Here is a 22,896-nt window from a genome sequence, read left to right as displayed (position 1 = left end):
TTTCATAAATATGTTATCATGGAAAATAGAAAAAATCCTCAAAAGCGAGCTGAAGACATTCAAGTCCTGCCTTAAAAAGGTGGTGGCGTCTTCCAACGGCATCTCGCCGTTGACCGAGCATTTTACGGACTTCCAGGGCAAGCACCTCAGGCCGATTCTGACTATGCTGGCGGCCAAGGCCGTGGCGCCCGGAAAACCCCTTGAGGCCAATCATTTCAATTTAGCCGTAACCGTGGAATTAATCCACAACGCCGCGCTGGTGCACGACGACGTCTTAGACGAGGCCAAACTCCGGCGCAATGTCCAGACCTATAACCAGCGCTGGGGCAATGAGATGGCTGTCATGTTCGGCGATTACCTGTTTGCCCGATTATTCTCCCATATTACCACGGTCCAATCAGCCGGATTAATTGAGATTATCTCAGCCACCAGTAACCGGATATGCCTGGGCGAACTTAAGCACCTGATGAAACGATTCAACCCACACGGGCTTTCGGAGCAGGAGTATCTGGAGATTATAGATAACAAAACCGCGTCGCTTTTCACGCTGGCCGCCTATTTAGGCGCTGTGGCTTCAACTAATAATAAAAAAACTATTGCAGCCCTGAAATCGTATGGTCAGAATTTCGGAATGGCCTACCAAATTATGGATGATTATAAGGACATTGCCGAATCGGACCAGACCAGCGGTAAGTCCACCGGCAACGACCTGTTTAAGGGCAAGATTACCCTGCCGATTATCCGAACAGCCCGGAACTCACCTGAAAAAATACGCAACCGGATGAAAGACATCCTGTCTTCAGTGACCAGTAACGGACGCGATTTATCAGCCCATAAAAAAGAGCTCCATAAACTCCTGCAACAAGATGGCTCTTTGGATTACACCTTGCAACAGGCAAAACGCTATGTCAATCTGGCTGTTAAAAACATGTCTGCCTTAAAGAGTTCCACCTACAAAGACATATTAGCATCACTGGCAGAATCAGTAATTAGTTAAAATATCATTTTTGCCCGCAAATTACCGGTGGTTGATAATCTAATATTATAGAGAAAAATATTAGATTTATTGAGCCGCAAGGGATGAATTTTCGTTTATATAATTAACCCTCTTGCCTTGACTGCCGGCCGACCGCCCTTGTAGGCAGATGGGTAAATATTGTAACGCGCTAATCCCGGCAAAAACGTCGGGATAAGACCCCCGCGCAATGCGAGGCTCTAAAAGGAGGTGTTTTATGAAACCGATAACCCAAATAGCGATACTAATACTGATATCGGCATTTGTTGCGGCGCTGTTGATGTGCGCAAATATTATGCATAACCGGCCCGTTTCTCAAACAGATAATTCCCGTATGACTCAACAGAGATGGGTTAACAACATTAGCACCAACCAGGTCTTGTCTCCGCAAATCCCTCTTAACCTGGCTAACTTAGGCAATATTGAAATATCCCCACCCTATATCCACAAAAATATGACCCTCTTTGTCATTTCCAAACCGCCGGACAATAAACCAACCGCTAATTATATCACATTAGATGAAGGCATAACTCAAGGAAAGGTGAAGATATCAGAAAAAGAGAACGCTGAGGTAGAGCGGCTGGAGCTGGAAAATAACTCCGACCTGCCGCTATTTCTACAGTCAGGCGACATTGTCAAAGGCGGCCAACAGGACCGGACCATTCAGGTAAGCATCACCATCCCGCCTCATTCGGGCAAAATAGATATCCCGTCCCTGTGCGTGGAACAAAGCCGATGGACCGAATGGGATGGCGGAGCAAAATTTGAATCAACCTGCCAAAATGCGCCATCCAAGGGAATGCGTATGGCGGCCCAGAAGGGCGACCAGAGTTATCAATGGGCTTCAGTCTCAGCTTTAAAATCCCAGGTGTCAGAGAATCTGGTTCTCGCCAGATCAGCAACCTCCAGCGTCAACGAGGAACTGGAGAATCCCAAGGTAAAGGAAACCATCGCCGAATACGAAAAGGCGCTCGCGCCGCTCCTCAAAAACCATCCTAATGCAATCGGTATGGCATTCGCGCTTAACGGGGAAATCAATACCATAGAAATATTCCAAACACCGAAACTATTCCAGAAGGTCTCATCCAAACTCCTCAAGAGCTGGTCTCTGGAATCCATTGCCAACCCTTCAAAGAAGGAAACCTCCGCCAAAGGCGGATCCGCCTCGGGCGGAAAAGCCGTAGGCATCGATGAGATAAAAATGTTTATCGCAGAAATGGAAAAAGGCAAAGGCACTGAGAATACCTATAACGACAACAAGGTCATCCGTCTTGAGAACGAAAAAGGCCTGGCCTCTGACCTGATGGATAAGTCAAAAGAGGTCATCCACCGGCAGTATATAAAGAAGTAACTAGATATCTAAATTTATGCCTTATCGGTCTCCATGGCCGAATCGGTGATTAGCTAACAACCTCATAAAAAGTGCTTTTAGGCACCTCAAATGTGCCATTTTCTACCTAAAAGGTGCAATCTTCCGGCTTTGAGCCACTCGCTTCTTGCTTTAAGCCATAAGCTTCTGCCTTTGAGCCTCAAGTTTCTACATTTGAGCCGCAACATTCTGGCTTTGAGCCGCAAGTTTCTACCTTTGAGCCGCAATTTAGCGCCTCAATGCCTCAAAATACCTGATATCAAGACCATATTTACTCAGTTGAGCTTGGTTCAGGCCGCTCAGCAGTATTTTTCCCGGGAAATTGCCGGGCTAAATCCTCATAAATAGTGGTTGACCCGGGCACATTTGCCTGCGCAGCCGCCTTGACACTCCGGTAAAAAGACAGGCAATTGGTATAAACATCCACCCCGATAAGAACATTGGTGTCGTCAAGACCTTCCCAGATTGATTTTACCCGGTTGAGGACCGGGATAATATCATTGCGGGCTCGGATGTCAGCATCCAGCCGGGGCAGGTTAATATAACCGGGCACCAGATTAGGGGTTTGGTTCATATAACTCCGGCATTTTTCTATCCAGGGAGCGCGCTCGGTTGAAACCGACACCGCGGCATAACGATTTCTTTCCTCCGGGGTCAGGTTGACCATCTTGGCCTTAAGGGTTGCTTCGATAGAAGTCAGGGCGTTGTTTAAATCGGCCAACTCCTGCGGGGTGAACGAAATTGCAACCATATTATCAAGCGGCATAACAACTCCTTTTCTGCTGAGCGCCAATCAGTAACCGAAAACTATTACGGAACAATTATATAACATGCCCCGGCATTCGTCAAGGGGGAGATTTGGAGTAATTTATAATGTTTCTCTAAGAATTAATGATTATTCTCTGCCGCATCAATATCATAAATTGCCTCCTGGATATTTCGACGAACACTTTCATCTTTTTCTATTAACAATTGTTTTTTAAGTGGCTCTAATGTTTCCCTTACTTTTAATTTACCCAATAATTCAGCAGAGAAAATGCGAACGCTCCTGTCTTTATCACCTAATGCTCTGGCAATATCTGAAGCGAACCTTTTAATCTCTTCACGGTTTCGGTAAAGATCTAATTCTATAATTGCCTGCCAACGAATATCATCATCCTTATGCTCTAATAATTTTACAACCTCTTCATTACTAAATGATTGCTTGGCATACTGAACACCTTCTTTGAAGTAAAGCATCAAGCCCGGTGGTGTGCGAGAAAAGATGAAAATACCAACCCCTAAAACAAGTAATATTATAAGAGTGGCCCGGTGTAATTTTAAAAATATGAGCCCTTCCTTTGATTGTTCTTTAATCTTAGCCCCTTTCACCCACTGTCTTATCAAGTAAATTATCCATATGATACTGATAATAAGCGACGGAAACATATATACTTGCCACATCCAAACCAAAAGTAAAACAAGCAGCCAACTTTTTAATATATTATGCTTTATGGGATACGATGTTTGTGCTACATCAGCATCAGGTCGTTTATAGATAAAAACAAAAATAGTAAGGATTATAAGCCATATTATATAAAACGGGAAGGCAAATAATGCAGAGGGAAAAACCCATAACAAAGGATCATTTATACAATGACTGCAGGCAGAAGCAACTGAAGGAGTGCCAAATATAATAACAACAAAGAAAAAATATTTCAGTAAATGCTTATGAATACTATTCATATCTTAGTTTATTATAGTTTTCTATAAATGCTTGTCAAGAGCCAAGCTCTATATTCCTAATTTTATAGACAAGCCGACTAAATATTCATATAATCTACCGCTTAATCGCTTATTAGTATCAGGAGATAAGCTTATGCCAGCACCGACCACCAAAGCGCCCAGAAAAGAAATCAAGGCCACCGGCCAGATGAAGAAGATAATGGCGGACCATTTCTACGAATTAGATAATGCGATGAAGGCAGGCAGTCCCAAAATCGCCTGGTGCACCAGCGTCGGGCCGGCCGAACTGCTCAGGGCCATGGGGTTCGTGGTCTATTTCCCGGAGAATCACGGGGCCATGCTGGGCGCTACCCGGATGTCAACCGACTTTATCCCGGTAGCCAATGCCATCGGTTATTCCCCGGAAATCTGCTCATATCTGACCAGCGATGTGGGCGCCTACTTAAAGAAGCAGACCCCACTTTCAAGGGCATATCCGGGTATTGATTCCATCCCCAAGCCGGATGTGCTGGTCTATAACACCAACCAGTGCCGGGATGTCCAGGACTGGTTCGCCTTTTACAGCCAGGAATTCAAAAAGCCCTTGGTCGGAATCCAGACCCATCGCGGGGTCGGGGAAGTAACCGAGGCGCATATCAGGAGCGTGGCTGACCAAATGAAGTCATTGATTCCGCAACTGGAGAAAATATCCGGCCGGAAATACGACGAGAACGAAATGAAACGGGTGCTGGCCTTGTCCAAGGAATGTTCAGTGCTCTGGAAAAAGGTGCTGGAAACCGCCTCGGCCGTGCCTTCGCCCCTGAATTTCTTTGACGGCACGATTCAGATGGGACCGGCTGTGGTCATGCGCGGCACCCAGCAGGCCGTGGATTACTACAAACTGCTCCTGGCCGAACTGGAAGAAAAGGTCAAGAGCAAAGAAGCCGCGGTCGATGGCGAAAAGTTCCGGCTCTATTGGGACGGCATGCCCATCTGGGGTAAATTGCGGCCGATGTCGGAACTATTTACATCCTTAAAGACCTGCGTGGTGGCGTCCACCTATTGTAACTCATGGGTATTTGATGCCTTCAATCCTGACGACCCGTTTAACAGCATGGCCCGGGCGTATATCGAACTCTTTATCGTGCGTTCGGACGAGGCCAAGGAACGCTATATCGAGAATATGGTCAATAAGTTCAAGGTCAACGGCATTATCTTCCACGAGGCCAAGAGCTGCGCCAATAACACCAACAGCCGCTACGGCATGCCCCAACGGCTGCAACAGAGATTGGACATCCCGAATATCGTCATCTCAGGCGATTTGAATGATTTGAGGTGTTATTCCGAGGAGCAGACCAAAACGGCGATTGAAGCGTTTATTGAACAGTTGGGTCACTAACAAATAGAATGGCGGAGAGGGAGGGATTCGAACCCTCGGTAAGGTTACCCCTACACATGCTCTCCAGGCATGCCGATTCAGCCGCTCTCGCACCTCTCCGTATATACTATTTATTTTTCTCCGCCCATTCTTTACAGCGCGCAATAATATCGTTTTTCAAGCCATCCGGCATTGTCTTAGGCGTAAATTTCTGGTTGCCGGTAAATGACTGCAATGTCCCAACCAAGCTATGGAAGTTACCATAATCCGTCTCTTTTTCAAGCATTTTAATCAATTCCGGTATGACCGAGCGGTCACCCAGCGCCTGGAATGTACTCAAAATATTGGGCTGGACCTGCGGTGACGCGGTCTTCATAAAATCCAGCAGCGCCGGAGGTATGGTCTTATCGCCCCTGAATCTCTGCAGGGCATAAAGACAATTACGCTGAACATCAAAGTCCTTGTCGCTCTTCAGGACAACCAGAAATTCCGGTATTAACTTGGCATCGTTATAGTTAGCCAGTATGGCCACGGCCTGGGCCCTGAGCCAGCCGGTCGGCTCTTCCTTCATAAACCTGACCAACTCCCTGGTTGATTCTTCTGTCTTAAGGCGATTCAAGGCGTAAATAGCCGTATTTTTGAGGTTAGGGTCGCCATCTTTAATTACCTTTGCTATCTCAGGCACGGCTGCCGTTTCGCCCATATCTGCCAGGGTATTGACGGCAATTAATTTCAGATTAGGCGGCCCCTCCTTAAGAACTTGCAAGGCAACAGCCGCAGAACGCTCATCCCTGCCGCTTCGGCCCAAAATCCTCAATAACCCGGCGCGAACCTGCTCGTCTTTCTCTTTCTGAATCAGCTCCAGGAGGTTATTTATAACCGGTTTGAAACTGATGGCCGTAACATTGCCCAGCGCCGCAGCAATCTGCTGCCTGGAGGCAGTTGCTTGGCCGGAATCTTTTAAGAGGTCCAGCATAATAAAAATCGACTCATCACGGCTGAGAAATGCGGTTACATCCTGGAACAAAACCGGGTCATCGAACTTTCCGGCCCGCAGCTGGCTGATAAAACGGTTGAGCCGCCTGACAAACGCCTCTTTCCACTGGATAAGCGGAACAATCCTGCCGGCGCGTTCGCGGATTTCGGCATCCGGGCTGTTAAGCGCCTGCTGGAGTGACTCCCTGGCCGGAAGACCAATCTCTATCAGTTCCTCGCTGGCTTTTTCCCTGGCCTGCCAGTCATCACTGCCTAACTGCCGGATAAGCTCGGTTATTCTCTTGTTGAGCGTCTCGGAAAACGTCTCAGCCGAAATGCCGACAACCGACAAATATATCAGTAAAATGGTTGCCGAAACAGCGAATAATCTGCGTCTCATATAATATTCTCCTTATTTAAGCGTCTTACCGAATTCTTTCCACTTATTGATTGCTTCCTTCCTCTGTTCATCAGTGGCATTCTCAGGGTACGAGAAATCCTTCCCGGTGATACGCACCAGTTTTTTTATAGTCTTCTGCCTTTGCTCTTCAGTCGCCTGTTCCAAGCTATTGATGAGCCAGCGTGCCGGCGGGAAATTCTTATTGTCCGCATACCATTTATTCCATTCCTCCTGCTTCTCAAAAGAGCAACCGGTAAATTCAACCAGCGCGGCCTTGGTAAAGGTAATCGCTTCCCCTGAAGAGTCTTTGGCTATATTGATAATCTGCCTAATATTCCACCTGTCACCAAGAAGGATAAGATAGGCAAACGCATTTGCCTTGACTAAACTGCTCTGGTTCTGGGTGAATGGCTTAATGATACTATCCCGGGCCAGCCCGGACACGGGCGATTTTTCCATCTCCTTGAACTGCTCGGTATATTTCGCGGCTATATCGGTAAACTTCAGAAACACCGGATCCGGGTTATCAGTCGCCAGGAGATAACCTGTTTCCATGGTAATCTGACTGAGTTCCTCATCTTTGCTTACACGGCTGGGAATATTTCTGACTGCCGTTTGCACCTGGGAACGATAACATTTGAAATAAGACATAATATACAAACCGAGTAATGACTTCAGTTGCACCGCCCTTTCCTTATCAATAGCCATTTTCCCCAGGACAGGCGCCGACTTCTCGCGCATCTTGATAATATATTCAACCATCTTATCAAGATTGGCCACATTCTTATTCTGCAACTCTGCGGTGAACAGTTTTTCAGGGGTATTTTGTCTGGGCGCCGGTTCTTTAACGGTATTCGTATCGGCTCCCATATCTGATTTTATCGTTTCGCCATTAGCTCCGGGTGCCTCTTCCGTTTGGTTGCTATAGTTATTATAGACGAAACCCAAGATTATAAGTATCGCTACAACAATCCAGGTTGCCGGCTTCATATAAAACGGCTTTTCGGCTGATACCTGATTTTTCTCCCGGGCGCCCTTATTGGTTTTCATCGCCACCTGCCTGATGGTCCCGCACTTCATGCAAACCGGGTCTTCCTCTTTTAGCTCCGCCCCGCAGGTCAGGCATTTTACCTGCAACGAAGACTCTTCAGGATTACCTATCCCATCAGCAGAAATAAGGTCTTGAGCGGTGATTTCCGGAGTAACCATAACGCGGCTGCAGGATGGGCATTTAACTTTTTTACCTGCGAACTCGTCCTTTACTTTCAGGGCTTTGCCGCATTGACACTTGAAACTTACTGGCATTTTAGTCCTCTCTTGCTTACTGTTAGCCCGCATGGGCGTTACAGTAAGTTAGATCCCGACGAATGTCGGGACAATACCATAAATATTTATCAATATCTCTGTGCCCGCATGACACACCGCTAACTATATATTTAACACTATAAATTTCAAGAATTTATGTTGACCCCGCACATAAATGATGTTAACAATCTCTCATAGAAGACAGTTACTCATTATTTATTTGTACCGTAGCGCCGGACGGCGTCATTATGTGCGGGGTTGACCCAATAAATATTACCATAAAATAACCAGTTATTTAAACGAATCAGCTAATATTTATATACGAAATTGGCCGTAATAGCAAATAATCCCAACCGAAAGGATATATTATGCTGTGTCCTAAATGTAGCCGGGCAATAAGTTTAGACTATGGACAAGATAAATGCCCCCACTGCGGCGAAATGGTCGGCACGGATACCGTTATAAAAAAAGTCCCTGAAGGGTTACAGCCTCCTTCTTCCGGGCCATCCTCTCCATCTGTAACTATTACCGAAGACCCGGAAGGACCACCGACCTGGGATGACGAAGGACCGTTCTTCAGCCGGATTTGGAATACATTCGTCGCCTCAATGTTCCATCCCGGAAAGTTCTTTAGTAGCACCCCGACAGATGCTGGAATCGGCAAACCGCTGTTATACGCCATAATTGTCGGATCGGTAGGTTTAATCGTTTCCAATCTTTGGATAATGATGTTAATACCAATGCTTCCCCAACCACCGGAGCAAAGCAACATGTTTTTAATGTCATTTTCTGCGATATCGATATTCTTCCAGATCATACTTGCTCCTGTTCAGGTTGTTATCTATGTTTTTATCTACGCCGCTGTCTTGCATGTGTCGCTGATGATTATCAAGGGAAATGAACAAGGATTTGAGGCAACCTTCAGGACCGCCGCGTATGCGATGAGCACTTACTTGCTTTACCTTGTACCTTTCTGCCTTGGCATACCTTTTGCCATAGTTTGGTATATCGTAATAATAATTATCGGGTTAAGAGAAACTCATGGCATTTCCACCGGTAAGGCAGTTGTTGCCTGGATATTGCCACTAATCTTCTGCTGTGGCTGCGGTATAGCGTTTTTTGCACTTACGCTGATAGGCTCCTTTGGCAGCGCTCCGCCATCCTATCCATATTAATGATGAATGAACCATCAACAAAATGTGCTGTTTTGAACCTTAACCCTTTTTACGGGCTGATTTATGCCGGGATTGCGGTTATACTTTTAGTCGCAATGCTGATAGTTCCCAAACAACTGGTCTTCCGTTCAAACCATCAAGCCACGAAATTGCCCTTATTGCAACAACCGATTTCATTAAATATGTTCACCTGCACCTTCAAGAAAATCACCGGCCTGCCCTGCGCCACCTGCGGCGGAACACGCTCGACATTCTATTTGTCACACCTGCAATTAAAACAATCGCTGCTGATAAACCCGATGGTTTTCCTCGGATTTGTCGGATTATTGACGTGGGGAATAATATCGCTTATCAGCATCGCCTTCTATAAATCCAAGGCAATGACACTTCTCCTGCCCGGTAAAAGGTTGCTGATTATCCTGCTTGTGGGCGGCCTTTTAGTTAACTGGGCATACCTAATATTCATAAGCAAGCCGTAACTATGAAAATACTGACTCCGCATTTTAGAGAAATGCCTTATTCTTTGTGGTCCAGTCATCTGCTTGATTATTTCTATGGCCGCCCCTACCCCTTTTTCCTGACCAGCGCAATGAGGCACAAAGCATGGGGCAGATTCTCTTTTCTCGGCGCTGATCCGTTTCTGGTCCTCAAAGCCAAGGGCTGCGATATTTCTATTGAGGAAAACGAGAAAATTGTCCATAAAAGAGGAGATCCGTTAGAAGAGTTAAGGAAAATACTTTCATCCTATCGTATCAACAGAAAGAATAGCTCGATTCCATTTCTCGGCGGCGGAGTCGGCTACCTGGGATATGACTTATGCCATTTCATAGAAAAACTCCCGTCCACAACGAAAGATGACCTAAAATTCCCGGATATCTTCTTCGCTTTTTACGATAGTTTCATTGCCGTAGACCATACTACACGTAAGATGTGGGAGATTACATTGAGTAACCTTAAACCAGGTAAATTATTACTTGCTTCCTGCGCCTGTGGTCCGACTGACTGGATAATCTCCGACCAGAAAAGCACCTACTCATTAAAATCAAACTTCACCAAGCCGGAATATATCAGAGCTGTCCGGCGCGTTAAGAAATACATATCTGCCGGCGATATCTATCAGACCAATCTTTCCCAGAGATTCGAGATACCGCTCAACAAACATCCGCTGGAATTATTCCAAACCTTGCAGCAGATTAACCCGGCACCATTCTCAGCCCTGTTAAAACCTGATAATAACCGGGTTATCATCAGTTCATCGCCCGAACGATTTCTTAAAGTAGAAAACGGCCATGTAGAAACCAGACCTATAAAAGGTACGTGTCCAAGGGGTAAAACCCCAAACCAAGATATACGCCTGAAAAAGGAGCTGCTTAACAGCATTAAGGACAATGCCGAATTGGCGATGATAGTGGATATGGAGCGCAATGATCTGGGCCGGATCTGTAAATACGGTTCGGTAAAAGTGACCCAACAAAAGGTGCTTGAGACCTATCCGACCCTACACCATCTGGTAGCTACGGTAAAGGGCAGACTGGATAAAAAATATGACTTAGTGGATGTAATTAAGGCCTCCTTCCCGGGCGGTTCCATTACCGGCGCGCCTAAAATCAGGGCAATGGAAATCATCAACGAACTTGAACCGACCAGACGCAATGTCTATACCGGCGCTATCGGACACATCGGATTTGACGGCACGATGGATTTATCTATTGCCATCAGAATCATTATGCTCAACGGCAATAAGGCATATTATCAGGTGGGAGGCGGAATCGTGGCTGACTCTGACCCGGCCAGCGAATATGGAGAAACGCTGACAAAAGGCAAAGCCCTAATGGAGGCCTGCCTGATTTAGAAGTCCGCTAACTGTCAATAGCCGTTTGGTCTTGCCTGTGACCTTGAACCTAACCTTAATAATCCTTTTAGGATGCAGCTGCCTGGAAACACGCGGCAGCAACTTATCAGCCCATTCCAGGACCGTTACGGTTTTCTCCGACAACAAATCATCCAGTCCTAATCCGAATAATTCTTCGGGCTTATTCAAGCGATAAGCATCAAAGTGGAATAAGGATAATTTCTTGCCCTTATAGAGATTCCCCAGGACAAAACTCGGACTGGTGATTTGCTCGGCCTTTGCCACTCCCAAACCCCGGGCAATGCCCTTGGTAAAGCAGGTTTTACCGGCTCCCAGAATCCCGATGAGTGCCACAAAATCTCCGTCCCTGAGTTGATAGGCCAATTTACCGCCTATTTTAACGGTCTCGAACGGGCTGTTGGAAATAATTTTAAGCATAGAGCATCTGGCGTAAAGCATATAGCGCTCCACGCTCAAAAGTGGCTATATCCTTCGGGTTTAATTCTATTTATCTGGCCTTGCCTTGAAATCAAATACAGGCCTTTTTGTTTGGTTATCATTCCAATGATATGAATGGGCGTTTTAAGCGCTCTGTCGTTAATAATCCTAACCGTCTCTTTTAAAGACGCAGTAAAGAGCAATTCAAAGTCCTCGCCATCAGTCATGGCACGCTGAAGCGGGCTGCCTTTTAGTTTATACGCATCCCGGCTAATCGGAATGCTCACTTCATCCAAAATAGCCCCCGAATTACTTGCCTCCAGAATATGGCTTAGGTCTGCTAATAAACCGTCTGATATGTCTATCATAGAGTTTATTTTGTAATGGCGATTCAGCACTGCTGATTCTCTCAACCGTGGAGTAAAAGAAAGATGCCTGCCTAAAATACTTCCGCCTAATTTGCCGGTAACCATAATTGCATCCCCGACGCGTGCGCCGGAGCGAACTACGGGCTTTGATTTGCTAACACCTAATAGCGTTGAGGTAAGAGTAACCGGTCCTTGGGTGGATGAGATATCCCCTCCGATAATCTGGACCCCGAATCTCTTGCAAACCGAATGCATCCCTTTGAATAACGGATGGGTAAAGGACGGTTTAGTACGTTTCTTAGGCAACGAAGCGCTAATCAGAGCGTATATTTTAGTAAAACCGCCGCCCATTGCGGCTAAGTCACTCAGGGAAATCGCCACCGATTTATGTCCGATTTGTTCTGGGCTGGCGCCGGAGATACGGAAATCTACGCCTTCTACAACAATATCTGTCGTCGCGTAAAGGAAGTTCCCGTCAGCAAGCTTAACCACGGCGCAGTCGTCACCTGATCCGATGACAACCTCCTTACCATATTTCAGGTGTTTTTGCAGCCAGTTGATATAACCAAACTCGGTTTCTTTCATAGAAAATATTGCTGATAAGATGATAAGTATATAAGTTGATAAAATAATGATTACATAAATTAATCTCTTATCAACCTATCAACTTATAAACTAATTTTTGGGGGCCTGGTCGTAGAACACGATTTCGCCAAGCGCCTTGCGCGGTTTGGGCTTGGGTTCGCCGTCCGCATAACCCAGCGGAGTCAAGCATACCACCCTCAGGTGATCAGGAATATTAAGCACCTTCTTTACCTCTTTTTCGTCGAATGCGCCAATCCAACAGGTACCTAAGCCCTCTGCAGTCGCGGCTAATATCAGGTGGTCAAAGGCAATCGCCAAATCAATGGCCCAGCTTTTCATATAACACCCCTGCTTCTGGTATGACTCATCCTCATTGGCAACTCCGACAATCACTATCGGCGCTTCGGCAATATATATCTGGTCCCGGCAGGGCTTGACTAACTTCTGTTTCAGTTCGGCATTACGCACTACGATAAAACGCCACGGCTGGCCGTTCTTGCCCGACGGCGCTAGATGCGCTGCGTCTAATACGCGATTCAATACTTCATCGCTGATGGCATCCGACTTGTATTTTCTGATACTGTGCCGCTTCTTTATCGCATCATAAAAATCCATAATTTACTTCTCCTTGCTAGTAACGCTAATACTCAATTCTTTCAACTGTTCCGGGGTGACATCGGATGGAGCGCCGGTCATCAGGCAGGCGGCGCTGGTGGTCTTGGGAAAGGCAATGACATCGCGGATAGAGTCCAGTCCCAGCAGAAGCATTATCAGACGGTCTATGCCGAAGGCAATCCCGCCGTGCGGCGGCGCGCCATAACGCAATGCCTCTATCAAGAATCCAAACCTGTCCTGAGCTTCCTGTTCACTGATACCAAGCAGCGTAAATATTTCCTTTTGTAGGTCTGAGGAATGAATACGGATACTTCCACCGCCGACCTCTACGCCATTCATCACCAAGTCATAGGCACGCGCCTTGACCTTAAGAGGTTGGGTCTTAAGAAGCGGCATATCTTCCATCCTGGGCGAAGTGAACGGGTGATGAACACTATCGAGACGCTTCAGTTCCTGGTTATACGTATAGAGCGGAAATTCCACTATCCAGCAGAGATTGAATTGTTCCTTGGTCTTGATATCCTGGGCTAATTTATTAGAAAGATGAACCCGGAGATTTCCCAAAGCCGTATTGGCCATATTCACATCACCAGCGATAATAAAGATGAAATTACCCTCTTTAGCATCCATCGCGCTGATTACTGATTTCTGGACATCAGCCGTCAGGTACTTGGCCACCGAGCCGGTTAGCGTATTATTCTGGACTTTGTATGAAACCAAGCCCTGGGCGCCAAATTCCTTGACTAGCGCCGTGAGCTTGTCTATTTCACTGCGCGAGAAATCATTGGCCGCCGCCCCTACGGGACTCCCTTCGGTCGGAGCAACAATACCTTTGATTACTCCGCCCTTTTTGGCGGTTTCCTGGAACACCTTGAAATCGCTCTTGGATACCAAATCAGTAATATCAAACAGCTTCATCCCGAATCTCAAATCCGGCTTGTCGCTTCCGTAATATTTCATCGCATCGTCATAGGTCAGGCGCGGGAATGGCGTTTTTATCTCTACGGACAGAACATCGCGCAGGAGTTCCTTAAGCATCCCTTCCATTGCGGTCATAACATCGGTTTCATCAACAAAAGACATCTCAACATCCAACTGGGTAAATTCCGGTTGCCGGTCAGCCCTGAGGTCTTCGTCACGGAAGCAGCGGGCAATCTGGAAATACTTATCCAGCCCAGCAATCATCAGAATCTGCTTGAATAGTTGAGGCGACTGGGGCAAAGCATAAAAATCACCCGGGAATATACGGCTGGGCACCAGATAATCCCTGGCGCCTTCCGGCGTGCTCTTGGTCAGAATCGGTGTTTCTACCTCGGTAAAACCCTGGTGACTGAGATATTCCCTAATTTTATAAACAATCTTATGGCGAAAAATCAGGTTATTCATCATCTCCGGGCGCCTCAGGTCAAGATAACGGTATTTGAGCAATAATTCTGAAGAACTGAGCGTGGTTACTTCCTTGGTTCCTGATACGGTCTGGACTGACGAATCAATATCCACCGGCAAGGGGTCACTCTTGGCCAAGACTTCCACTTTCGTAACATTTACCTCTATCTTGCCAGTAGGCAGATTTGGATTCTCATAACCTTTGAGCCGGGCAATAACCTTGCCTTTTACGGTAATGACATAATTGGGCTTGAGCAGTTCAGCCTGTTTATGGATATCCGACCGTTGCTGGGAATTAAAGACCAGTTGAATAACGCCAAAACGGTCTGACAAGTCGAGGAAGATAATCGGGCCGTGGTCGCGCCGGCTCTTAACCCAACCACTCAGAATTACCTCTTGAGAAACGTTTTTTTCTGTCAGTTCATTACATTTATAAGATCGTTTCATAATTTAATCCATGCCTTACCCGCCGCTAATGGGCGGAATAAGTTTAATATCATCGCCATCCTGCGGAACATAGTCAAAATCTTTTTGCTGGTCATTAACTGCCACCATCATTATCATCCCGTCCGGAATACCCATTTCACCGGCAATCTCTTTAATAGGTTTAGGCCGACTAATTTCCTTTTCCAGAGTAGTAACACTGCCTTGTCCGAGATAGCTTCTTAATATTCCATAAGCCGTAATTTTTATTTTCATTGATATTATCTCTTAAACCGCCTCTTGGCAATATAACCCATCCGGGCCAACCGACGCGCCTTAAGCCGTTGCACGGTCTGCTCGCTAATTTTACCAACCAAAGGAGCCGTTTTGACAGGCATCGATTTAGCAATGGGTTGAGCGGTTATCGGTGCAGCCATTTTTATTTCACCCCCCTGCAATACTCTCTCCAAGTCAGTGATTAACTCAGCCGGTGTCTGATAACGCCCCTCCCGTTTCTTGGACATCATCTTTAAAATGATGGTATTCACCATATTTGAAATCTGCGGATTCTTCTGCTTAGGCGGGATAGGCTGTTCATTAATATGCTTACTCATCACAACCAGAGCGGTTTCGCCTTTAAAAGGAATCTCACCGGTAATGCAGAAATAAAAAGTCACGCCCAGCGAATAGATATCGCTGCGAATATCAATATCCGGCTCGCCGCGCGCTTGTTCAGGCGAGATATAAGCCGGCGTGCCCATTCGAACCTTCTGTTGTTGCGAGGTATCGCCTTCAACCACCAATCTCGCTAAACCCAGGTCACATAATTTAACGGTATTATCTTTATTGGTAATCATGATATTACGGGGCTTAACATCCCGGTGCACCATATTATTCTTGCAGGCGTGTTCCAATGCCCTGGCTACCTGGAGAATAAGTTCGGTCAGTTTCTTTTCCTCCATTGGCCCCTGCTGTTTAATGATGTCTTCCATGTCCTTGCCTTGGACATATTCCATGGCAAAGTAATGAATGCCGTTAGATTCGCCTACGTCAATACCTTGGATAATATTAGGATGATTGAGCCGAGCCACGGCCCGTGCCTCCTTGAAGAACCGCATGACGAATTTCTCGTTGCCGACCAAGTGAGGCGAGAGTACCTTTAGCGCAACTTCACGCTCCATGCTCAACTGGACCGCCTTGTAAACCGCACCCATGGCCCCCTGGCCTATTAGCGCAATTATTTTATATCCGATAATCTGGGTATGACCGCCTTCCAAGCCCTGTTTCTGGAATATATCCCTGACTTGGGTTTCGGTGAGATACCCTTTATCAATCATTACCTCGCCGAGCTTCTTGGGCACTACTCCCATATCCCTGATTTTGCGCTGAATCTCAAGGCATTCATTGACCTTTTCCGCCGTGGTATAGCCCAAATTTACAGCGATATCACCGAATGAAATATGACCGATTTTTTCCATATTGCTATTATACTGCAAAAAAACATCTGATTAGTCAAGAGTTTGGAAGGAGAATATAACCCTCATGAAAACCTGTTAGTAATCGGGAAGCGGCGGTCTTTGCCGAAGGCGCGCGGCGTAATTTTTACTCCGGGCGGAGATTGACGACGTTTGTATTCACTTAGACTCACCATCCTTATCACCCGTTCAACTACTTTTAACGGCGCTCCGGTTAATTGAATAATCTCATCCAAACTTCGATTTTCTTCTATATACGCCTGCAAAATCAGGTCAAGAACCTCATAATCGGGAAGCGTATCAGAATCCTTCTGGTTGGGCTTGAGTTCAGCCGTAGGCGGACGGGTGATTATTTCCGCAGAAATGGGATACTTACCTGTCTTATTATAAAACAAGTCATTACCATAAGATGATAATTTGTAGACCATGGTTTTTGGCACATCCTTAATAAGAGCAAAACCACCGGCCATATCGCCATAAAGTGTGGCATAACCGGTGGACATCTCGCTCTTGTTACCGGTAGTCAGGACAATCGCGCCGGTCGTGTTGGAAAGCGCCATAAGAATCGTGCCTCTGATTCGTGATTGCAGATTTTCGTGTGTCAGGGTAATTTTCCCGGACAACCCCAATGATTTCAGGTATTTCTGATAGATATCCTTGATTGACACTGTTACTAATTTTATACCCAAATTGTGTGCTAATTCGAGGGTGCATTGCTTACTCAATTGCGATGAGAATTCAGATGGCAAGTAGAACCCATGAACATTTCCCCTACCCAGAGCATCCACGGCAATCAGGGCAGTCAGGGCTGAATCAATCCCACCGCTTAAACCAATCAGCACCTTCTTAAAACCGTTCTTTCTGATGTAATCTTTCAGGCCTAATTTTAGCGCCTCATATATCTCACCTATCTCTCCTGTCGCTTGTACCTTATATACCGTATTCTGTATCTCTTGCGGTATGTCCACAACGAGCAAGTCCTCCTTAAAAGCCTTTGCCTGAGCAATAAGTTCGCCCGCCGGATTAAATACCATGGACCGTCCGTCAAAAACCAGTTCATCCTGCCCACCAATAAGATTGACATAAACGATATAAATCTTGTTTTCATTAGCGCGACGCCTGAGGATTTGCTGGCGCTCAAAATATTTCCCGGTATGAAAAGGCGAAGAACTGATATTGATAATGATTTCTGCTTTACCTTGTTTTGCCTGATAATCTACTGGTCCCCTATCCATCCATATATCCTCGCAGATATTTATTCCTAACGCTGTTTTAGCTGCTCGAAATACAGGGCATTGTGTTCCTGCCGTAAAATAACGCTTTTCGTCAAACACACCATAATTAGGCAGGTGCATCTTATGGTAAATACCAAGCATTCTCTTGTTTGATAATAACGCGGCTGAATTATAAAGAAAACCTTTTGTGTCTCTATCCGCAAATCCGACAATGGCAGTAATACCCCCTGTTTGATGCTTTATTTTATCCAATGCTTCTAAATTAGAGTTAACAAATCCAGGTATATCGAGCAGGTCTTCGGGTGGATAACCAGTCATAGCCAGTTCTGGAAAAATGACAACATCGGCCTTCCTAACTCTGGCCTTATTAATATATGAGATGATTTTAACGGTATTGCCCCTGATATCACCAACCGTGGGGTTTATCTGGGCTAAGGCAAGTTTAAGCATTTCAGGGATGTAAGTTTGCAACTCCGACATTCATAGGGATAACTGCCTATAACTCACTACGTTTATAAGAGGCAGTAACTAGCGGGGGTGGGATTTGAACCCACGACCTCAAGGTTATGAGCCTTGCGAGCTACCAGGCTGCTCCACCCCGCGATAATCTTCATTTAGTTGATTATTTTTACTTATTATGCTATATTACATCTGTATGTCAAATAAAATACTGGAAATATTCAAGTATGTCAAACAAGAGCTTAAATACACCCAGAACGATGAGATTTCCTTTAGAATAGGCAATCCAGTAATAATGTAATAATAACTCCTATGCGCGTGGCAATGTATTATAATAATAATGATATCCGTATAGAGGAAATGCCCAACCCTGAGCCGGCTAAAGACGAATTAGTTATGCGGATTGAAGCAAGCGGTATTTGTGGCAGTGATGTAATGGAATGGTATCGTATAAAAAAAGCACCTTTAGTCCTGGGACATGAAGTTGCCGGTGTCGTCGATAAGGTCGGTGAGGGCGTTTCCAAATATAAAAAAGGCGATCGTATTGTCGCCGCACACCACGTCCCTTGTAATACATGCCATTACTGCCTGAACGACCACCACACAGTTTGTGACATATTAAGGCAAACTAATTTCTATCCAGGTGGCTTTGCCGAGTATGTCCGAATTCCGGCAATCAATGTCGATAGGGGCGTATTCAGAATACCTGATAAGATTTCTTATGAAGAAGCCACTTTTACCGAACCTTTGGCTTGTGTTCTTCGCGGGCAAAAACAGGCCGGATTAAAACCCCAACAAAGTATCCTCGTTATAGGAAGCGGAATTGCTGGTCTGTTACATATAAAATGCGCCCGGGCATCAGGTGCGGATACGATATTCGCTACTGACACAGATGATTTCCGCCTTGACGCGGCACAGAAATTCGGCGCAAATATTGCTATAAAAGCCGACGGAGATGTTCCATCTATCTTACGGAAACATAATAAAGGCCGCTTAGCTGACCTGGTTATACTTTGCACCGGAGCGACAAACGCGGTAAAACAGGCAATCGAATCGGTGGAAAGGGGCGGAACGATTCTATTCTTCGCACCTGCCAACGATGAGAAAATCAGCATCCAGATAAATAAACTCTTCTGGCGTAACGAAATAACCTTAACGTCCTCCTATGCGGGTAATGAAAAAGACCATCTTGATGCAATGGAATTAATAAACTCTAAAAAGATCACTGTAAAAGACATGATTACTCACAGATTCGGGCTTAAAGACACAGTTAAGGGATTCCAATTAACCGTTAAACCGGATAAATCTATTAAAGTAATTATTGAAACGCAAAACTAAAAATATTATCCTTAGGAAACAACTAAATTAATGCATTTACTTTAGAGGAGGGTTAAAATATGGACTGGGGAATGAAAAACCGGATGAGCCAACTTATCCAACCAGATGGCCATTGTTTCTTTTTACCCGTGGACCACGGGTATTTCCAAGGACCCACTCATTGTCTGGAAAAACCGAGCGAGACCATCAAGCCGCTTTTGCCTTATTGCGATGCACTGTTTGCCACCAGAGGCGTGATGCGTGCCAGCATCGATGCGGTTAAGATGAAACCTATTATATTAAGAGTATCCGGTGGCGCCAGCGTGGTGGGAAAAGACCTGGCAAATGAGGGACTCACCACATCTATCGAGGAAATTATCAGATTGAATGCAACAGCTGTTGGTATATCCGTCTTCATCGGCAGCGATTACGAAAAGGAATCGCTCTTAAATCTCGCTACACTTGTGAATGACTGCGAGCGATACGGCATTCCGGTAATGGCAGTCACCGCCGTAGGCAAGGAACTAGAAAAACGGGAGGCTCGTTACCTTGCATTATGTTGCCGGATTGCCGCCGAATTAGGCGCTCGGGTGGTCAAAACCTATTGGTGTAAGGATTTTAACAAAGTAGTGGAAGGATGCCCTGTTCCTGTGGTTATAGCAGGCGGCCCGAAATGTGAAACCGAACGGGAAGTGTTGGAGTTCGTTTATGACGGGATGCAACAAGGAGCCACTGGTATAAACCTGGGAAGAAATATCTGGCAAAGTGCTCATCCGGTAGCAATAGCAAAAGCGCTCCAATCAATTATCCACAAAAAGGCAGATGTTAAAAAGGCGCAAGAGATATTTAATAAGACCCTAAAAGGATAACCATTGATACTAATAAACTAAGTTTCAGGAGTTCGCTAATGTTAAAGATATTCAAGCAAATCGGCAATGCGCTCTTTGTCAGCGGACTCAATCACTCGCACAGCGGGAATATTTCTCTTAAAATAGGCAATAAAATCTATATTACCCGCCGCGGAGTAATGAAGGGATTTCTTACAAAAAGGGATATTATCCGCACTGGCCTAGAGAATACCTGGAATGATTATCTGGATTCAACCGAGATCAATGTCCATCGGGCAATATATCGCACAACTTCCTCAAAAGCCATTGTACACTGCCATCCACCCATAGCCATTGCATTTTCACTAATCAGGAAAGAGATTATCCCGATAGACGTAGAAGGGATGATCGCCCTGCCAAAGATACCTATCCTGAAATGTCTGAAGGCAACCGCCTCTAAGGAACTTGAGAAAAACCTTCCCCCGCTCTTGAAGAAATACCGTTCTGTATTAATTAAGGGACACGGTTTGTTTTCAGCCGGACAATCTTTAGAAGAAGCGTTTCATTATGCCACGCTTACCGAACACATAGCTAAAATCATATATTATGCTAAAATCATGCGGTCTAATTGACTTGTTATTACATAGCCGGACAAATCTCAAGAAGTTGAATCTCGTAGGTTAGGTCCTTGCCGGCCAGAGGATGATTACCGTCCACGGTTACAGATAAATCACAAACCTCGGTCACTCTAAAAAATATCTGCACCCCATCTGACTGGGTGATTTGTAATATCTGCCCGACTTCAGGCGTTATATGCTTGGGAAACTCGTCTCTCGGAATCACGGCTATTAATTCTTTACGAAATGGGCCGTAGGCCTTATCAGCCGAAACTCTTATAATTTTTGACTCACCAGCTTTCATCCCAATAATAGCATCTTCAAAACCAACTATAACTTCTTCATTACCCACCTTGAATTGCAGAGCTCCCTTTTCATCAGAGTTATAAAATATAGTCCCGTCATCAAGTTTTCCGATATAGTTTACCTTAACCATATCTCCACATTTTGCTTGTCCAATCATTTCTTATCCTTCTCTGAACCCGTCCGTTCTGATTTCTCTTCCTTCTTCTTCGGCGTAATTCGCCTTACTTCTTTCTGCTCCTGTTTTTCCATATTGTTCCAAATTGTTAAAGATATCTTACCAAATAAATCCTCTGGTATATCCTCGATAAGCAAAACATCTAATCCTCTTTGCTCTAATGAAATCAGGTTGGTTTTCATCTTGGCCTTACTCGTGTCGGAAGCCAGTTCCGGCCGTTCCAATTTCCAAGTCACCTTATTAATTTCTTTACTCTTCAATTGGGCCTTAGGGAATTCGTCTGAAGCACCGGTATATTTCTTGGCTATCAGTTTCTGGTAGGCATTGAAAAATTCCCTGGAATCCTTTTCACTATCCCAGGTGCTAAACCAAACCAGTAAGGAATTCCTGGTTATTTGGTCTTCCCAGAGTATAAATTCATCACCATCCCAGCCTTCGGACATTCTCTTGCTGCTAAAGGTCGGAAAAAACTGCTTCTTAAGTATACCGATATTTAATTCACCCATTACATTATCCAGAAGAAGCGTCCATCGGGAAGTGGTCAGGACGTCGGTGATATCCGGGATAGTGATCGCCATTGGATAATCACGCTCTACAAAGTATTTTTCAGGATGGATGATTTGTTCACTGGATGACGGCAGGTCGGAATATATTTCATCTATTGCTTCCCATCCACCGCGCGCTTTGACGTATTTAACGAATTCCAACCCTTTGGTGTATGGAAACATCATTCCCTCTTTGATGTAAAGAGGAGCCCGGTCAATCAATGAACGATCCGAAAAAGGCGTCGGGTCAGGATTGTCAGATATATCCGGAAGTAACGACAAATCAAAACCTCTTTGCCTAAGCGCATAATCATACATCACAAAAGACGCTTCGCCTTCAACCAAGGATTTGACAGCGGTGGCTAAATCATCATTGATTTCCTCTTCCATTGGCAATGTCAATAAATCAAAATTCTGATCCTGGAGTGCATGGGTCATTTCGTGAATCGTGGCTATCATATTCCAAGGAATACCTAGCGTATCTGGCGGTTCGGAAGCAGCATCTCTTGCCGGAACAACGTACAACTCCTTTTCCTGTGGATCATAAAAACCGCCTATCTGCTCGGTATAGAGGTCAATCATAAACTGACGCAGATTTAAATCTGCCGGTACAAAACCGAGCTTAATCAGCGCCTTACGAACCTTTTCGTATTCCTCAGGCGGTTCCTTTTCCGCCTGTTCCATCATTTTTGATTTCAATTCATCTTTCTGTTTCACGCCCACCTTTAGATCTTTTTTGAACTCTAATCCCCGTAACCGGGCAATGTGTAATTCCAACCTACGAATGGTATCAGGATCCGTAACATCTTTCTTGTTGGAAGGAGGCACCGATTCTTCGCCGGGATTAGGGCTTTCCTGAGCAATAATTATACTCAGAAAAACAAGTAATCCAAAACAAACAAGAATCGACATCTTCAATTTGCTCATTATTATCACTCTATATATTGAATGT

22 protein-coding genes and 2 tRNA genes are annotated in these 22,896 nt (G+C 45.3%); 9 read left to right on the top strand and 15 right to left on the bottom strand.

Going from position 1 to position 22,896, the window contains the following annotated elements:
- The first annotated feature begins 10 nt into the window (after window positions 1-10).
- Together HZA49_01255 and HZA49_01250 are read left to right on the top strand one after the other, a co-directional pair.
- Window positions 11-997, top strand: a complete 987-nt coding sequence (locus HZA49_01255) for a polyprenyl synthetase family protein (GenBank protein ID MBI5778069.1) — start codon at window positions 11-13, stop codon at window positions 995-997.
- A gap of 235 nt (window positions 998-1,232) precedes the next feature.
- Window positions 1,233-2,366, top strand: a complete 1,134-nt coding sequence (locus HZA49_01250) for a hypothetical protein (protein MBI5778068.1) — start codon at window positions 1,233-1,235, stop codon at window positions 2,364-2,366.
- 289 nt (window positions 2,367-2,655) lie between these two features.
- On the opposite strand, the gene HZA49_01245 is transcribed toward HZA49_01250, so the two are convergent.
- Both HZA49_01245 and HZA49_01240 read right to left on the bottom strand, forming a co-directional pair.
- Window positions 2,656-3,150, bottom strand: a complete 495-nt coding sequence (locus HZA49_01245) for a hypothetical protein (GenBank protein ID MBI5778067.1) — start codon at window positions 3,148-3,150, stop codon at window positions 2,656-2,658.
- A gap of 122 nt (window positions 3,151-3,272) precedes the next feature.
- Window positions 3,273-4,109 carry a HEAT repeat domain-containing protein gene (locus tag HZA49_01240; GenBank protein MBI5778066.1) on the bottom strand — a complete coding sequence of 279 codons (837 nt, stop codon included), beginning with the start codon at window positions 4,107-4,109 and terminating at the stop codon, window positions 3,273-3,275.
- 133 nt (window positions 4,110-4,242) lie between these two features.
- Between HZA49_01240 and HZA49_01235 the strand changes: the two genes are divergently transcribed.
- Window positions 4,243-5,487: a 2-hydroxyacyl-CoA dehydratase gene (locus HZA49_01235; GenBank protein MBI5778065.1), complete on the top strand. Its 1,245-nt coding sequence runs from the start codon at window positions 4,243-4,245 to the stop codon at window positions 5,485-5,487.
- Window positions 5,488-5,496: 9 nt separating this feature from the next.
- Here the strand turns inward: HZA49_01235 and HZA49_01230 are convergent.
- From HZA49_01230 to HZA49_01220, 3 genes are all read right to left on the bottom strand, one after another.
- A tRNA-Ser gene (locus tag HZA49_01230) sits at window positions 5,497-5,586 on the bottom strand.
- A 7-nt stretch (window positions 5,587-5,593) separates the two neighbouring features.
- The gene (locus tag HZA49_01225) at window positions 5,594-6,841 is read right to left on the bottom strand and encodes a HEAT repeat domain-containing protein (GenBank protein MBI5778064.1); all 1,248 of its coding nucleotides are present in this window, start codon (window positions 6,839-6,841) and stop codon (window positions 5,594-5,596) included.
- A 12-nt stretch (window positions 6,842-6,853) separates the two neighbouring features.
- A complete protein-coding gene (locus tag HZA49_01220) occupies window positions 6,854-8,146 on the bottom strand; it encodes a zinc ribbon domain-containing protein (GenBank protein MBI5778063.1) in 1,293 nt (430 codons plus the stop codon).
- 368 nt (window positions 8,147-8,514) lie between these two features.
- Between HZA49_01220 and HZA49_01215 the strand changes: the two genes are divergently transcribed.
- The 3 genes from HZA49_01215 to pabB are packed head-to-tail and all read left to right on the top strand — an operon-like array spanning window position 8,515 to window position 11,173.
- On the top strand, window positions 8,515-9,321 hold the full coding sequence (locus HZA49_01215; protein ID MBI5778062.1) for a YIP1 family protein: 807 nt from the start codon (window positions 8,515-8,517) through the stop codon (window positions 9,319-9,321).
- Window positions 9,321-9,800 (top strand): DUF2752 domain-containing protein, encoded by a 480-nt coding sequence (locus HZA49_01210; protein MBI5778061.1) that lies wholly within the window; start codon window positions 9,321-9,323, stop codon window positions 9,798-9,800. Before HZA49_01215 ends, HZA49_01210 begins: the two co-directional genes overlap by 1 nt.
- Window positions 9,801-9,802: 2 nt before the next feature.
- Window positions 9,803-11,173, top strand: a complete 1,371-nt coding sequence (gene pabB / locus HZA49_01205; GenBank protein MBI5778060.1) for an aminodeoxychorismate synthase component I — start codon at window positions 9,803-9,805, stop codon at window positions 11,171-11,173.
- Here pabB and tsaE read toward each other — a convergent pair.
- The 8 genes from tsaE to HZA49_01165 all read right to left on the bottom strand — a co-directional run bounded on the left by tsaE (window position 11,150) and on the right by HZA49_01165 (window position 18,301).
- Window positions 11,150-11,632: a tRNA (adenosine(37)-N6)-threonylcarbamoyltransferase complex ATPase subunit type 1 TsaE gene (gene tsaE, locus HZA49_01200; protein ID MBI5778059.1), complete on the bottom strand. Its 483-nt coding sequence runs from the start codon at window positions 11,630-11,632 to the stop codon at window positions 11,150-11,152. The genes pabB and tsaE overlap by 24 nt on opposite strands.
- A 14-nt stretch (window positions 11,633-11,646) precedes the next feature.
- Window positions 11,647-12,564, bottom strand: a complete 918-nt coding sequence (gene thiL, locus HZA49_01195; protein MBI5778058.1) for a thiamine-phosphate kinase — start codon at window positions 12,562-12,564, stop codon at window positions 11,647-11,649.
- Between the two features lie 90 nt (window positions 12,565-12,654).
- A complete protein-coding gene (locus HZA49_01190) occupies window positions 12,655-13,179 on the bottom strand; it encodes a nitroreductase family protein (GenBank protein MBI5778057.1) in 525 nt (174 codons plus the stop codon).
- 3 nt (window positions 13,180-13,182) lie between these two features.
- Window positions 13,183-15,012: an aspartate--tRNA ligase gene (gene aspS, locus HZA49_01185; protein ID MBI5778056.1), complete on the bottom strand. Its 1,830-nt coding sequence runs from the start codon at window positions 15,010-15,012 to the stop codon at window positions 13,183-13,185.
- Between the two features lie 15 nt (window positions 15,013-15,027).
- Window positions 15,028-15,264, bottom strand: a complete 237-nt coding sequence (locus HZA49_01180) for a MoaD/ThiS family protein (protein ID MBI5778055.1) — start codon at window positions 15,262-15,264, stop codon at window positions 15,028-15,030.
- 5 nt (window positions 15,265-15,269) lie between these two features.
- Window positions 15,270-16,466: a serine/threonine protein kinase gene (locus HZA49_01175; GenBank protein MBI5778054.1), complete on the bottom strand. Its 1,197-nt coding sequence runs from the start codon at window positions 16,464-16,466 to the stop codon at window positions 15,270-15,272.
- A gap of 62 nt (window positions 16,467-16,528) precedes the next feature.
- Entirely contained in the window at window positions 16,529-18,178 is a 1,650-nt protein-coding gene (locus HZA49_01170; GenBank protein ID MBI5778053.1) for an NAD+ synthase, read from the bottom strand.
- 49 nt (window positions 18,179-18,227) lie between these two features.
- A tRNA-Met gene (locus tag HZA49_01165) sits at window positions 18,228-18,301 on the bottom strand.
- A gap of 168 nt (window positions 18,302-18,469) precedes the next feature.
- Here HZA49_01165 and HZA49_01160 point away from each other — a divergent pair.
- Genes HZA49_01160 through HZA49_01150 form a run of 3 tightly spaced genes read left to right on the top strand, consistent with a single transcriptional unit; the run spans window position 18,470 to window position 20,933 of the window.
- Window positions 18,470-19,495, top strand: a complete 1,026-nt coding sequence (locus HZA49_01160) for an alcohol dehydrogenase catalytic domain-containing protein (protein ID MBI5778052.1) — start codon at window positions 18,470-18,472, stop codon at window positions 19,493-19,495.
- Between the two features lie 59 nt (window positions 19,496-19,554).
- Window positions 19,555-20,343, top strand: coding sequence for a 3-hydroxy-5-phosphonooxypentane-2,4-dione thiolase (lsrF, locus tag HZA49_01155; protein MBI5778051.1), 789 nt, complete (start codon window positions 19,555-19,557; stop codon window positions 20,341-20,343).
- 38 nt (window positions 20,344-20,381) lie between these two features.
- Window positions 20,382-20,933, top strand: coding sequence for a class II aldolase/adducin family protein (locus HZA49_01150; protein ID MBI5778050.1), 552 nt, complete (start codon window positions 20,382-20,384; stop codon window positions 20,931-20,933).
- A 7-nt stretch (window positions 20,934-20,940) separates the two neighbouring features.
- Here HZA49_01150 and HZA49_01145 read toward each other — a convergent pair whose 3' ends face one another.
- Both HZA49_01145 and HZA49_01140 read right to left on the bottom strand, forming a co-directional pair.
- The gene (locus HZA49_01145) at window positions 20,941-21,378 is read right to left on the bottom strand and encodes a peptidylprolyl isomerase (GenBank protein ID MBI5778049.1); all 438 of its coding nucleotides are present in this window, start codon (window positions 21,376-21,378) and stop codon (window positions 20,941-20,943) included.
- Window positions 21,378-22,871 (bottom strand): hypothetical protein, encoded by a 1,494-nt coding sequence (locus tag HZA49_01140; GenBank protein MBI5778048.1) that lies wholly within the window; start codon window positions 22,869-22,871, stop codon window positions 21,378-21,380. Before HZA49_01140 ends, HZA49_01145 begins: the two co-directional genes overlap by 1 nt.
- Window positions 22,872-22,896 lie beyond the last annotated feature (25 nt).

Source organism: Planctomycetota bacterium, assembly GCA_016235865.1.
Classification (GTDB): Bacteria; Planctomycetota; MHYJ01; order JACQXL01; family JACQXL01; genus JACRIK01.
This window is presented reverse-complemented; position numbering and strand designations above follow the sequence as displayed.